The sequence below is a fragment of the Massilia phyllosphaerae genome (genome assembly GCF_034659755.1).
Lineage (GTDB): Bacteria > Pseudomonadota > Gammaproteobacteria > Burkholderiales > Burkholderiaceae_D > Telluria > Telluria phyllosphaerae.
Window position 1 is genome coordinate 1613216 of record NZ_JAXSQX010000001.1, and the last position, 12163, is coordinate 1625378.

Consider the following 12163-nt stretch of genomic DNA (forward strand, 5'->3'; position numbering starts at 1 on the left):
GTAGGGTGGGCACATTGTGCCCACGCGCAATGTCGACATGATGCCAGCTTCCGCGTGGGCACGGGGTGCCCGCCCTACGATACAGCGTACGTTGACGTATTAAATACCGCGCAGCAGCTCGTTGATACCGGTCTTCGAACGCGTCTGCGCATCCACACGCTTGACGATCACCGCGCAGTACAGGCTGTACTTGCCGTCGGCGGACGGCAGCGAACCCGACACGACGACCGAACCCGACGGCACGCGGCCGTAGGTGACTTCGCCGGTTTCGCGGTTGTAGATCTTGGTCGACTGGCCGATGTACACGCCCATCGAGATCACCGAATTTTCTTCGACGATCACGCCTTCGACGATTTCCGAGCGGGCGCCGATGAAGCAGTTGTCTTCGATGATGGTCGGGTTGGCCTGCATCGGTTCCAGCACGCCGCCGATGCCGACGCCGCCGGACAGGTGGACGTTCTTGCCGATCTGGGCGCAGGAGCCGACGGTGGCCCAGGTGTCGACCATGGTGCCTTCGTCGACGTAGGCGCCGATGTTGACGTAGGACGGCATCAGTACCACGTTCTTGCCGATGAAGGAACCGCGGCGGGCCACGGCCGGTGGCACCACGCGGAAGCCGCCCTTGGCGAAGTCTTCAGCGGTGTAATCGGCGAACTTGGTCGGGACCTTGTCGTAGAACTGGATGCCGCCGCCTACGTCACCTAAACTAAGCGGCACGTTGTTCTCGAGGCGGAACGACAGCAGCACGGCCTTCTTGATCCACTGGTTCACGACCCAGCTGCCGCTGTCCTTCTGCGCCACGCGCAGCGAGCCGTCGTCAAGGCCTTTGATGACGGTGGCGACTGCTTCGCGCACGTCGGCCGGTGCGTTCGATGGGCTGATCTCGGCGCGCTGTTCCCACGCGTTGTCGATGAGGGTCTGGAGTTGTTGAGTCATGATGTCGGTTTCAGGTTCAGTGATGGATAAAACGGTATTCAGGCGGACTCGAGGTCCTTGCAGAACTGGACGATGCGGTTCGCTGCTTCCAGTCCCTCGTCGACGCCGGCGACCAGCGCCATGCGGATGCGGTTGCGTCCCGGATTGGTCCCGTGCGCGTCGCGCGCGAGGTAGCTCCCCGGCAGAACCGTGACATTATATGCGGCGTACAGGCCCTTGGCGAACTCGGTGTCCGACAGCCCGGTACGGCGCACGTCGGCCCACAGGTAGAAGCCGGCGTCCGGCAGTTCGACGTCCATCACCTGTTTCAGGAGCGGCGTGATCAGGCTGAACTTTTCCTTGTACAGGTTGCGGTTCTCCTGCACGTGGGCTTCGTCGCCCCAGGCTGCGACCGAGGCCGCCTGCACGATCGGCGACATCGCGCCGCCGCTGTAGGTGCGGTACAGCAGGTAGGTTTTCAGCAGGGCCGGGTCGCCGGCCACGAAGCCCGAGCGCATGCCCGGCACGTTGGAGCGCTTGGACAGGCTCGAGAACACGATCAGGTTCTTGTATGGCTGCTTATTGTCCCCACTCGCGCTGCTGCGGCCGAGCTGGTGCGCGGCTTCGAGCGCGCCCAGCGGCGGCGTGGCGCCGAAATAGATCTCGGAATAGCACTCGTCGGCCGCGATCACGAAGCCGTGGCGGTCGGACAGCGCGAACAGTTCGCGCCAGTCGTCCAGGGTCAGCACGGCGCCGGTCGGGTTGCCGGGCGAGCAGACGAACAGCAGCTGCACGCGCTGCCACACCTCGTCGGGCACGCTGCCGTAGTCGCAGCCGAAGTTGCGCGCCGGTTCCGAATTCACGAAGTAGGGCTCGGCGCCCGACAGGTAGGCGGCGCCTTCGTAGATCTGGTAGAACGGGTTCGGGCACACCACCAGCGCGCCGGCCTTGCTGGCGTCGATGGTGCAGTGGGCGATCGCGAACAGCGCTTCGCGCGAGCCGTTGACCGGCAGCACCATCGTGGCCGGATCCAACGGCGGGACGCCGTAGCGGCGCTCCAGCCAGCCCGCGATCGCGCCGCGCAGCGCTTCGCCGCCGTGCGTGGTCGGGTACACGGCCAGGCCGGCCAGGCTGTGCGTCAGCGCTTTCTGGATGAAGGCGGGCGTCGGATGCTTGGGCTCGCCGATGCCGAGGCTGATATGCGCATGCTCTGGGCTGGGCGTGACGCCGGCAAACAGTTGGCGCAGTTTTTCGAACGGGTAGGGGTGGAGGCGGTCGAGATGTGGATTCACGGTGGTCCAGACTGGTCGATGTGGGCGAGCAGGATCAAATAAGGTTGTCAATTATAGCCACGTGAACGAGAAGGCGCTGTTGCCGTTCAATGTCCGGTCCGATTGGATTAGTATTGACAATATGCACTACGTCCATACCCTGACCGCCCACGTGCGCACTCGCCGCGCCGACCGCCACCTCGGCCTGGCCCTGGCCTTCGTGGCCGGCGCCATCAACGCCGGCGGCTTCCTGGCCGTGCACCGCTATACCTCGCACATGACCGGCATCGTTTCCGGCGCGGCCGACGACCTGGCGCTGGGGGCGGCCGGGCTGGCGCTTGACGCGCTCGGCGCGATGCTCTCGTTCCTGGCCGGCGCCGCCTGCACCGCGCTGATGGTCAACCACGCGCGCCGCCACGCGCTGGCCAGCCTGTACGCCTTGCCGCTGCTGCTGGAGGCGCTGCTGCTGCTGGTGTTCGGCCTGCTGGGCGCGCGCCTGGCCGGCGTCGACGGCCTGTTCGTGCCGGCCACGGTGATGCTGCTGTGCTTCATGATGGGCCTGCAAAATGCGCTGATGACCAAGCTCTCGCACGCCGAGATCCGCACCACGCACATGACCGGGATCGTCACCGACATCGGGATCGAGCTGGGCAAGCTGCTGTACTGGAATGCGGACGGCGAACGCCTGCCCAGGGTCGGCGCCAACCATGCGCGGCTGGCGCTGCTGTGCGGGCTGCTGGGCAGCTTCTTTGCCGGCGGGGTGGTGGGCGCGCTGGGGTTCAGGCAGGTGGGGTGGATGGCGACGGTGCCGCTGGCGGTGTTGCTGATGGTGCTGGCGCTCGGGCCGGCGCTGGAGGATGTGCGGGCGCTTCATAAGCGCTTGTCACGTCGTTGGCTTTGAGACCGTCGTCCCTGCGCAGGCGGAATGGCGCCACTGGCGCTATTCCCCTAGGTTTTGCGCATGCCGCCGGCGTACACAGGCCTAGCGTCAGCGCACCGAACTTGGGCCCCTGCCTTCGCAGGGGCGACGTTCATCTGGCGCAGGGCAAGGGCATTGCGCGTAGCCTGCCTAGATGACAGCCGCGTCCTTGACCACGTCCCAAGCCGCCCCCACCAGCGTCGCTTCCACCCGGTTGCGACCACCCGCCTTGGCCGCATACATGGCGCGGTCGGCGCACACGAACAGGTTCTCGATCTCGTCCAGCTGGGTCGGCACGATGGTCGCCACGCCCACCGACACCGTCAGCCACGGCGAGCTCGGCGAGCGCGGGTTCGGCAGTTGCAGCGCTTCCACCGCGCTGCGGATCATTTCGGCCAGGCGGGTGGCGGCGTCGAGCGGGGTTTCGCCGAACAGCAGCACGAATTCCTCGCCGCCGTAGCGCGCCGCCAGGTCGGTCGGACGGGCCGCGTGGCATTGCAGCGCCTGCGCCACCTGTTGCAGGCAGGCGTCGCCGGCGGCGTGGCCGAGGGTGTCGTTGTACAGTTTGAAGTGGTCGACGTCGAGCACCACCAGCGACAGCGGCTGGGCGTTGCGGATCGCGCGCTGCCACTCTTTTTCCAGGAAGGCGTCGAACTGGCGGCGGTTGGCGATCTTGGTCAGCGGGTCCAGCATGGCGGCGCGCTGCAGCGCATCCTCGGACTGCTTGTGGTGGGTGATGTCGTGCAGCAGGGCGACGAACAGGCCGGACTCGGCGTGCATCGGGGGCAGGGTCAGCGGGGTGACAGTCAGGTCCATCGCGCGCAGGCTGCCGTCGTGGTGGCGGATGTTGACTTCGCGCGTGCCCTGGCCGATGGCCTGGCCGGCCACGGCATCGGCCTGCACGTCGGTCTGCTCCAGCAGGTCGGCCAGGCGGCGGCCGACCAGGTCTTCCGGCTTGCAGCCCAGGTAGCGGTCGCAGGCCGGGTTGGCGTACTGGATGCGCCCTGACGCCTCGACGATCAAGAGGCCCTGGTCCATGCTGTTGACGATCATGCGCAGGCGGTCGGCCTGCGCGGTCTGGGTCTCGCTGGTGGTGCGCATGCGCAGCTGGGCGCGCACGCGCGCGCAGACTTCTTCCATGCGCAGCGGCTTCGGGATGTAGTCGGCGGCGCCGATGTCGAAGCCGGCGACGATGTCGGCGGTCTCGTCGCGCGCGCTGATGAAGATCACCGGGATGCGCGCGGTGGCCGGATGCGCCTTCAGCCTGCGGCAGGCTTCCAGGCCATCCATGCCGGGCATGACGATGTCGAGCAGCACCAGGTCCGGTTTCACGCGCAGCGCAATGTCGAGCGCGCGCTCGCCGGAGGTGGCGACGAAGGTTTGATAGCCCTGGCGCAGCATGATCGTGCGCAGCGCACCGAGGCTGTCGGGCGCGTCGTCGACGATCAGGATGGCTGGCTTGTGCGTGTCGGACAAGGACACGCTGACGGTGTTGGTCATACTTGGCCTGCAGCTGCACGAGGGAAATCGAACAAAATGATACACCTGTTGTGATTTGCTGTGTAACAATTGTTGATCATTAGGAAAAAAATTGTGCCTTCGATGCAACCGACATTTGTTTGCCTCTTTAGACAATTGTTCGAGAGACGACGACACATGGCGGCGTAAAAAAGGCCGCGCAAGTGGGCGCGGCCTTGTCGGCGGTGTCCGCATGCAGGCCTGTTGGCCTGCACGGATCACATCTGCTCTTTGATCAGCTTGCCGAGGATGGCGATGCCTTCGCGGATGCGTTCCGGCGGCACGGTCACGAAGGACAGGCGCAGCGTGTGGGTGTCCGGGTCGTTGGCGTAGAACGGCGCGCCCGGCACGAAGGCGACGCGCGCGGCGATTGCCTGGTCGAGCAGCTTGGTGGCGTCGATCTGCTTCGGCAGCTCGACCCAGATGAACATGCCGCCTTCCGGACGGGTCCAGGTCACGCCGGCCGGGAACTGCTCCTCCATCGCATCCAGCATCGCCTGGCACTGGTTGGCGTACAAGGTGCGGATGGTCGGGATGTGCTCGTTCAGGAAACCGTCCTTGACGACTTCGTGCACCACCATCTGGGTGAGTGTCGCGGTGTGCAGGTCGGCGGCCTGCTTGGCCAGCTCGAGGCGGCGCACCAGCGGCAGCGGGGCGCACACGTAGCCGAGGCGGATGCCCGGGGTCAGCACTTTCGAGAACGAACCCATGTAGATCACGCCGTCCGGGTTCATGTTCAGCATGCGCGGCATCGGCTCACCCTTGTACGACAGCGCGCCGTACGGGTCGTCTTCGATCAGCGGCAGGCCGAGGCGGGCGCAGGTTTCCACCAGTTCCTGGCGGCGCTCGAGCGACAGCGAACGGCCGGTCGGGTTCTGGAAGTTCGGCAGCGAGTACAGCAGGCGGGCGCCTTCGGCCAGGCCTTCGATCGAGGACGGCACCAGGCCGTGGTCGTCGGTCTCGACCGAGTGGAATTCGGGACGGTACACCGAGAACGCCTGCAGCGCGCCCAGGTAGCTCGGGGTCTCGACCAGCACCTTGCTGCCTTCGTCGATCAGCACCTTGCCCAGCAGGTCGAGCGCCTGCTGCGAGCCGGACACCATCAGGATCTGCTCGGGCACGATCTTGCAGTCCGGCGTGGACAGGTAACCGGCAATCCATTCGCGCAGCGGCGCGTAGCCATCGGTCGGGCCGTATTGCAGCGCCTGCTTGCCGGTTTCGCTCAGCACCTTGTCGTATGCCGCCTTCATGCGCTCGACGGGGAAGGTCAGGGGCGACGGCAGGCCGCCGGCAAAGGAAATGATTTCCGGGCGCTGGGTAATCTTCAGGATCTCGCGGATCGCCGAGCTTTGCAGCTGCGATGCGCGTTCCGAAAACTGCCACTGGATGGGGTTTGGATTTTCGATTTTCATACTGATCTCACGTGAAGGACCGCTAGTGGGTGCGTCGGTCATTATAAAGCAGTCGGGTAGACTGCTCCTCTATATAAGAGTCCGCCGGGTAGGCGGACCCGTAGGGTGGGCACACTGTGCCCACACGAATGTTCGCGGACTGCTACGTCTGCGTGGGCTCAGGGAGCCCACCCTATGCAATCAGGCTACCTCGACGATCATCTCGATTTCGACGCAGGTGCCGCGCGGCAGCGAGGCGACGCCAAAGGCCGAGCGCGCATGCTTGCCGGCGTCGCCGAACAGCTCGCCGATCAGTTCCGAGGCGCCGTTGGTGACCAGGTGCTGTTCGTTGTATTCCGGGGTCGATGCCACCAGGCTCATCACCTTGACGATGCGCTTCACGCGCGACAGGTCGCCCCCTACGGCTTCCTGCAGCGTGCCGACCAGGTCGATCGCGACCGAGCGCGCCGCTTCCTGGCCCTCGGCGGTGGTCTTGTCCTTGCCCAGCAGGCCGGTGTTCGGCGAACCGTCGGCGTTCTTGGCGATGTGGCCGGAGATGAAGACCAGGTTGCCGGTCTGTACGTACATGACATAGGCGGCAGCCGGGGTGGCCGGCGCGGCCAGCGTGATGTTCAATTCTTTCAGTTTGTCGTAGACGGACATGGAATCCCCTGGTTGTGTTGCTTGAAAAAGAGCCGGTATTGTACGACTTGAAAGCCGGCCCAGCCATGCGATTTTAACGATCCGTCGCCGCTGCCAGCACCGGCGCGAACAGCGCGGCGTCGATGTTGCCGCCGCTGAGCGGCAGGCCGAGGCGGGCGCCGTCCAGCCGGCCCGCCGCGCGCAGCTGCAGCGCCCCGGCCAGCGCCCCCGCCCCGGCGCCCTCGGCCAGGTTGTGCGTGCAGCGGTAGTACAGGCGCATTGCCGCGGCCACCTCGTCGTCGCTGACGGCGATCACGTCGTCGGCATGGGCCAGCACGACCGGCAGCGACAGCGGATCCGGGGTGCTGCACGCCAGGCCGTCGGCCAGCACCGTGGTCGCCGGCGCCGCCACCGCCTGCCCGGCCTGGAACGACAGCCGGTAGCCTGGCGCATGCGCCGACACCACCCCGATCAGGCGCAGGTCGCGGCCGAGCGCGTTGCGCGCCGCCACCGCCGCGCAGAAGCCGGACCCCTGGCCGATCGGCACCAGCAGCGTGTCCAGCTCGGGCTGGGCGCGCAGCAGCTCGAGCCAGCCGGTGGCCACGCCCGCCACCAGGTCCAGATGGTAGGAGGGGACCATGTGCAAGCCTTCTTCCCTGGCCAGCGCATGGGCGTATTCGCGGCTGGCCTGGTAATCGGCGCCGTGTTCGATCAGGCGGGCGCCGAAGGCGCGCATCGCCGCATTCTTTTCGCGGCTGTTCCCGTGCGGGACCACGATCGTCGCCGCGACGCCATGGCGGCGCGCGGCCAGCGCCACCGATTGGCCATGGTTGCCGCGGGTGGCGGCAATCACGCCCTGCACATCCGGCTGGCGCCGCAGCAAGGCATCCAGGTAGACCAGGCCGCCGCGCACCTTGAAGGCGCCGGTCGGCGCATGGTTCTCGTGCTTGATCCAGGCTTCGATGCCGAGTGCTTCGTTCAGCAGCGGCCAGCTGTACTGGGGCGTGGGCGGCATGGCCGCATACACCACGCGCGCGGCGGCGTCGATGTCGGCGAGGGTGGGCAATTGCATGTAACAGGTCTCCAGTGGGTCGACGAATCCGGTGAATCGGGCATCAGCGCTTTACTTGCATGCGGCGTCCCAGCGCCACCACGGCGATCACGGCCAGCGCAAACGCGCAGTTGGCCAGGGTAAGCGGCTCGCCCAGCAGGAGGGCGGCGCCGGCCAGCGACAGGAAAGGCTGCAGCAGCTGCACCTGGCCGACACGGGCGACACCGCCCAGCGCCAGGCCGCGGTACCAGAAGATGAAGCCGACGAACATCGAAAATACCGTGACGTAGCCGAAGGCCAGCCAGGCACCCGCGCCGGCCGCCGCCAGGCGCGCCGCCTGGCCGGCATCGAGCGTCAGCGCCAGGGCCAGGGCGATCGGCGGCGCGGCCAGCAGCAGCGCCCAGCCGATCGTTTCCGGGCCGCCGATGCGGCGCGCCAGGCGCCCGCCTTCGGCATAGCCGGCCGCCGCCGACGCGACCGCGCCGAACATCAGCAGGTCGTCCAGGAGCAGGCTGCCGCCGCCCTGGGCCAGCGCGAAGCCGACGACCAGCGCGGCCCCCGCTGCGGCCAGCAGCCAGAACCCGCGCGACGGCCGTTCGTGGCCGCGCAGCGCCGCGTACAGCGCCGTGCACAGCGGCAGGACGCCGACCAGCACCGCACCGTGCGACGCCGGCAGCGAACGCAGCGCGATCGAGGTCAGCAGCGGAAAGCCGATCACGCAGCCGCCCGCCACGATGGCCAGGCTCGGCAGGTCGGCACGGGCCGGCAGCGGCGCCCGGGCCCGGCGCAGCCAGCAGGCGGCCAGCAGCGCGGCACCGAGCGCGCGGCCGAGCGTCAGGAACAGCGGGTCGAAGGCGGCCACCGCCATCCGCGTGAACGGCAAGGTCAGGCTGAAGATGGCGACGCCGGCCAGCCCGAGCAGCAGGCCGCGGCTGTCGTCGCTCATCCGCAGGGAGGGTACGAGAGTGGACAAGGCAGGGTGGCGCATGGCGGCTCCGAGGTTGATGGTGAGGTGATTGCAGCAGGGGATGACCAGGGGTATGCTAGACCTGGCTGTCGATACAGTCCCGATACACTTCACCCGATAAATATTGCACTGTTATGGCGAAATGACCAACACACCCACGCTGCATCTGCTGTCGCGCGAATCGGGCGAAGCGCTGCCCGACCAGATCGTGCGCTCGATCGCCGCCCGCATCGACGACAGGCAGTTGCGCGCCGGCGCGCGCATGCCCTCGATCCGCAGTTTCGCCGCCAGCTGCGGGGTGTCGCCGTTCACGGTGGTGGCCGGCTACGACAAGCTGGTGGCCCAGGGCTACCTGGAATCGCGCCGCGGCGCTGGCTTCTTCGTGCGCGAGCGTTCGGTGCTGAATGCCAGCCTGCATATCGGTCTGAAGGCGGCGCAGGACGCCGCGGCCGTGCCCGAGACGCGTACGCTGGACGTGGTCTGGCTGATCCGTAACATGTTCCGCCAGTCGCCCGGGCAGCCGTCGAGCGGGTCGGGCGTCATGCCGGCCGACTGGCTGGACGGTCCCGGCATCGCGGGCGCGCTGCGCGCAGTCAGCCGCCAGCACAGCAGCCTGCTGCTCACCTACGGCACGCCGCAGGGCTACGCGCCGCTGCGCCAGCAGCTGCAGCGCAAGCTGGCCGCACTCGACATCGAAGCGCCGCCGGAACAGATCGTCACCACGCTCGGCGCAACCCAGGCGCTGGACTTGGTGGCGCGCGAATTCTGCCGCCCCGGCGACACCGTGTTCGTCGACGACCCGGCCTGGTTCCTGATGTTCGGATCGTTCGCGGCGATGGGCCTGCAGGTGGTGGGCATCCCGCGCCTGGCCGACGGTCCCGACCTGGAACGCCTGGCGCTGCTCGCAGCCGCGCACAAGCCGCGTCTGTACATCATCAATTCGGTGCTGCACAACCCGACCTCGACCACGCTGTCGGCGGCCAAGGCCTTCCAGCTGCTGCGCATCGCCGAGCAGCACGACATGATCGTGGTCGAGGACGACATCTACTGCGACCTGCATCCCGGCCCCGCGGTGCAGCCGGTGACGCGCCTGGCCGCGCTCGACCAATTGCGCCGCGTGATCTACATTGGCGGCTTTTCCAAATCGCTGTCGCCCAACCTGCGCGTCGGCTTCATCGCCACCTCGCCGGACTATGCGGAGCGCCTGGCCGACCGCAAGATGCTGTCCACGCTGACCACCAGCGACATCGGCGAGCGCGTGGTCTACAAGATCCTGTCGGAGGGCCTGTACCGCAAGCACCTGGAGCGCATCCGCGCGCGCCTGGACGCGGTACGGCCCGGCGTGCTGCGCCGCCTCGAAGGGCTGGGACTGCGGATGGCGCCGGCGCCGGCGGCCGGCATGTTCGCCTGGCTCGATGCCGGCCGCGACACCAACGTGCTGGCGGCGCAGGCGATGGAGCAGGGCCTGCTGCTGGCGCCGGGCAGCCTGTTCTCGCCGCGCCAGCTGCCGACCACCATGATGCGGGTAAACATCGCGTCGATGGAGGACGAGGCGCTGTGGACTTTCCTGGAACAGGCGCGTTAGGACCTGGCCGGGCCTGTGCCCATTCCTGCAGCACCGCCGAAGTTGGCGATGGTTTCCAGCAGCACCTTGGCACGGAAGGGTTTCAGGATCACGCGGCTGATGCGGCGTTCGCGTAGCTCGGCCAGCAGGTCGGGTGTAGCCTGGTCGGCCATGATCGCGATCGGCATTCCTTGCCCGCCCGGCGTTTCGGCAGCGCGCAGCTGGTCGATCAGGCCAAGGTCGTAGCGGCGCCCGGCGCCGATGCCCTTGCACTCGACCGCGATGACGGCGCCGTGGAAGGTCCGCTGGCGGGCCATACGCAGCGCCACGTCGGCGCCAACCGCCTCGTGCACCTGGCTGATCCCGAGGCTGCGCGCCGTCATCGCCACCGTGCGGCGCAGCAGCGCTTCCGGTTCCACCAGCAGGATGTGGCAGTTTTCAGCCATAGTTACCCGCGCCGCTGCCGCTCAGTTCCATCACTGCCAAGTCGCGCAGGGTGCCGAGGATGCCGAGGTCGAAGGCATCGAGAGTGCGCGGCTGGTGGTCGATCAGGCACAGCGTACCCAGGCGCAGGCCGGACGCCATCGCCAGCGGCGCGCCTGCGTAGAAACGCACGTTCATCGCGCCCGTGACCAGCGGATTGTCGGCGAAGCGCGGGTCTTCCAGCGTATTCGGCACGACCATGATGTCGGGTCGCAGGATCGCGTGCGCGCACATCGAGGTGTCGCGCCCGGTCTCGCATATCTCGACGCCTGTGCGCGCCTTGAGCCACAGGCGGTCGGCGTCGACCAGCGAGATCATCGCGATCGGGACGTCGAACTCGGTGGCGGCGAACTGGACGATCTTGTCGAAGCGTTGTTCCGGCGGCGTATCGAGGATCAGCAGCGCGTGCAGGGCGGCCAGTCGTTCCGCTTCGTTGTCGGGAATGGGCGCAGCTTGCATCGATGCGGGCCGGATGGCCCGGCGGACAGTGAATGTGCAATAAATATAGCAGATTCAGTGGGTACATTACCCAGCGGTGTTTGCGGGTGCCGGATGACAATGCGCGTATTTTCGTAGGGTGGGCCGGTGTTACATTAGGTGTTCCACTGTCCGTCGAGCGCACCGGTGGGTATCTTCAAGAGAACATGTCAGATGCACCTGGAAAAATTCCTCCTATCCGCACTGTTGACCTGGCCTTTGCTCTCGCATGCCTGTTTATTCGCGCCTGGATACAAGCCATTCAAACCTGCCGTCGCTTCATTCCAGGCCAAACTGGACGGTGACAGGATCGCGCCGCTGCCGGCGCCACGGGTCGGTGCCATTCGCCTCCGGCGTGGCACGGCATCGCCCGGATCGTCCTGCGACGATGCCGGTTCGCTCGTGCTGGAACTGCACTGGCCAGAATTCAGCGTCTACAAGCTCAAGGACATCGGTTTTTACTTCCGTGTGGTGGGCGGCAAGCAACCGGACCGGATCTTTCCTCGCGGACCTGTTACCGGAACGATCGATGGCCGGACCGCGCGCTTTTTCTTTGCCTGGATCGACGGTCATCCCTCGGCCCAGACCCCGCTCAAGCTCGACGTGGAAGTCTTTGCCGTGAATAAGGCGCGCCGGACCGGCGCGGTGCGGCGGTTCCGGATCGACGAGGCCGTGCACAAGGCGGACCTGGCCGAATCGTTGCCGGGCACCGAATATCGAGCGGCAAGGACGAAGATCGTCGCGGCCGGATGGCAACCGGATTATCGAAAGGCGACCATGGAGTGGAACCGGCTGCTGCAGGAATGGTATCCGGAGCTGCACGACTGTGCGAGCGACCGCCCGGTCTGCGCGATGTTCTTCAGGCGGGAACAAGGAAGCTGCCTGAAAGTGGTCGTCCGCGGCGAAGTGCCGGCGCTGTACTGGGTGGACCACGTCGCGCGCGAATGCGATGAGGCCGGATAGAC

The 12163-nt window shown here is 66.9% G+C and carries 12 protein-coding genes; 3 read left to right on the top strand and 9 right to left on the bottom strand.

What is annotated here, in order from left to right; all coding sequences use genetic code 11:
- Window positions 1–99: 99 nt before the first annotated feature.
- Together dapD and dapC are read right to left on the bottom strand one after the other, a co-directional pair.
- Entirely contained in the window at window positions 100–936 is an 837-nt protein-coding gene (gene dapD / locus U1H99_RS07225) for a 2,3,4,5-tetrahydropyridine-2,6-dicarboxylate N-succinyltransferase (RefSeq protein ID WP_323141034.1), read from the bottom strand.
- Between the two features lie 38 nt (window positions 937–974).
- A complete protein-coding gene (gene dapC, locus U1H99_RS07230; protein ID WP_323141035.1) occupies window positions 975–2207 on the bottom strand; it encodes a succinyldiaminopimelate transaminase in 1233 nt (410 codons plus the stop codon).
- 121 nt (window positions 2208–2328) lie between these two features.
- On the opposite strand from dapC, the gene U1H99_RS07235 reads away from it, so the two are divergent.
- Window positions 2329–3087: a YoaK family protein gene (locus tag U1H99_RS07235; protein WP_323141036.1), complete on the top strand. Its 759-nt coding sequence runs from the start codon at window positions 2329–2331 to the stop codon at window positions 3085–3087.
- Between the two features lie 168 nt (window positions 3088–3255).
- Here U1H99_RS07235 and U1H99_RS07240 read toward each other — a convergent pair whose 3' ends face one another.
- The 5 genes from U1H99_RS07240 to U1H99_RS07260 all read right to left on the bottom strand — a co-directional run bounded on the left by U1H99_RS07240 (window position 3256) and on the right by U1H99_RS07260 (window position 8695).
- On the bottom strand, window positions 3256–4605 hold the full coding sequence (locus U1H99_RS07240) for a diguanylate cyclase domain-containing protein (protein WP_323141037.1): 1350 nt from the start codon (window positions 4603–4605) through the stop codon (window positions 3256–3258).
- A gap of 236 nt (window positions 4606–4841) precedes the next feature.
- A complete protein-coding gene (locus U1H99_RS07245) occupies window positions 4842–6035 on the bottom strand; it encodes an aminotransferase-like domain-containing protein (protein WP_323141038.1) in 1194 nt (397 codons plus the stop codon).
- Between the two features lie 180 nt (window positions 6036–6215).
- Window positions 6216–6677: a RidA family protein gene (locus U1H99_RS07250; protein WP_323141039.1), complete on the bottom strand. Its 462-nt coding sequence runs from the start codon at window positions 6675–6677 to the stop codon at window positions 6216–6218.
- Window positions 6678–6750: 73 nt separating this feature from the next.
- The gene (locus U1H99_RS07255; protein WP_323141040.1) at window positions 6751–7728 is read right to left on the bottom strand and encodes a threonine dehydratase; all 978 of its coding nucleotides are present in this window, start codon (window positions 7726–7728) and stop codon (window positions 6751–6753) included.
- Window positions 7729–7771: 43 nt separating this feature from the next.
- Window positions 7772–8695, bottom strand: coding sequence for a DMT family transporter (locus U1H99_RS07260; protein ID WP_323141041.1), 924 nt, complete (start codon window positions 8693–8695; stop codon window positions 7772–7774).
- Window positions 8696–8816: 121 nt separating this feature from the next.
- Here U1H99_RS07260 and U1H99_RS07265 point away from each other — a divergent pair, with 121 nt between their 5' ends.
- Window positions 8817–10259: an aminotransferase-like domain-containing protein gene (locus U1H99_RS07265; protein WP_323141042.1), complete on the top strand. Its 1443-nt coding sequence runs from the start codon at window positions 8817–8819 to the stop codon at window positions 10257–10259.
- Here U1H99_RS07265 and U1H99_RS07270 read toward each other — a convergent pair.
- Complete coding sequence (locus U1H99_RS07270; protein ID WP_323141043.1) at window positions 10256–10684, bottom strand: DNA-binding transcriptional response regulator; 429 nt, start codon at window positions 10682–10684, stop codon at window positions 10256–10258. The two genes, U1H99_RS07265 and U1H99_RS07270, sit on opposite strands and share 4 nt — an antisense overlap.
- Window positions 10677–11180, bottom strand: coding sequence for a GAF domain-containing protein (locus U1H99_RS07275; RefSeq protein WP_323141044.1), 504 nt, complete (start codon window positions 11178–11180; stop codon window positions 10677–10679). The genes U1H99_RS07270 and U1H99_RS07275 overlap by 8 nt, the downstream gene beginning before the upstream one ends.
- Window positions 11181–11372: 192 nt before the next feature.
- Between U1H99_RS07275 and U1H99_RS07280 the strand changes: the two genes are divergently transcribed.
- On the top strand, window positions 11373–12161 hold the full coding sequence (locus U1H99_RS07280) for a hypothetical protein (RefSeq protein WP_323141045.1): 789 nt from the start codon (window positions 11373–11375) through the stop codon (window positions 12159–12161).
- Window positions 12162–12163: the final 2 nt, after the last annotated feature.

What these genes read in the sequence shown, in the direction of transcription:
- U1H99_RS07280 (WP_323141045.1), top strand. Translation starts at nt 11,373, where the DNA reads ATGCACCTGGAAAAATTCCTCCTATCCGCACTGTTGACCTGGCCTTTG.
- U1H99_RS07250 (WP_323141039.1), bottom strand. Translation starts at nt 6,677, where the DNA reads ATGTCCGTCTACGACAAACTGAAAGAATTGAACATCACGCTGGCCGCG.
- U1H99_RS07270 (WP_323141043.1), bottom strand. Translation starts at nt 10,684, where the DNA reads ATGGCTGAAAACTGCCACATCCTGCTGGTGGAACCGGAAGCGCTGCTG.
- U1H99_RS07260 (WP_323141041.1), bottom strand. Translation starts at nt 8,695, where the DNA reads ATGCGCCACCCTGCCTTGTCCACTCTCGTACCCTCCCTGCGGATGAGC.
- U1H99_RS07275 (WP_323141044.1), bottom strand. Translation starts at nt 11,180, where the DNA reads ATGCAAGCTGCGCCCATTCCCGACAACGAAGCGGAACGACTGGCCGCC.
- U1H99_RS07240 (WP_323141037.1), bottom strand. Translation starts at nt 4,605, where the DNA reads ATGACCAACACCGTCAGCGTGTCCTTGTCCGACACGCACAAGCCAGCC.
- dapD (WP_323141034.1), bottom strand. Translation starts at nt 936, where the DNA reads ATGACTCAACAACTCCAGACCCTCATCGACAACGCGTGGGAACAGCGC.
- U1H99_RS07235 (WP_323141036.1), top strand. Translation starts at nt 2,329, where the DNA reads ATGCACTACGTCCATACCCTGACCGCCCACGTGCGCACTCGCCGCGCC.
- U1H99_RS07265 (WP_323141042.1), top strand. Translation starts at nt 8,817, where the DNA reads ATGACCAACACACCCACGCTGCATCTGCTGTCGCGCGAATCGGGCGAA.
- U1H99_RS07255 (WP_323141040.1), bottom strand. Translation starts at nt 7,728, where the DNA reads ATGCAATTGCCCACCCTCGCCGACATCGACGCCGCCGCGCGCGTGGTG.
- U1H99_RS07245 (WP_323141038.1), bottom strand. Translation starts at nt 6,035, where the DNA reads ATGAAAATCGAAAATCCAAACCCCATCCAGTGGCAGTTTTCGGAACGC.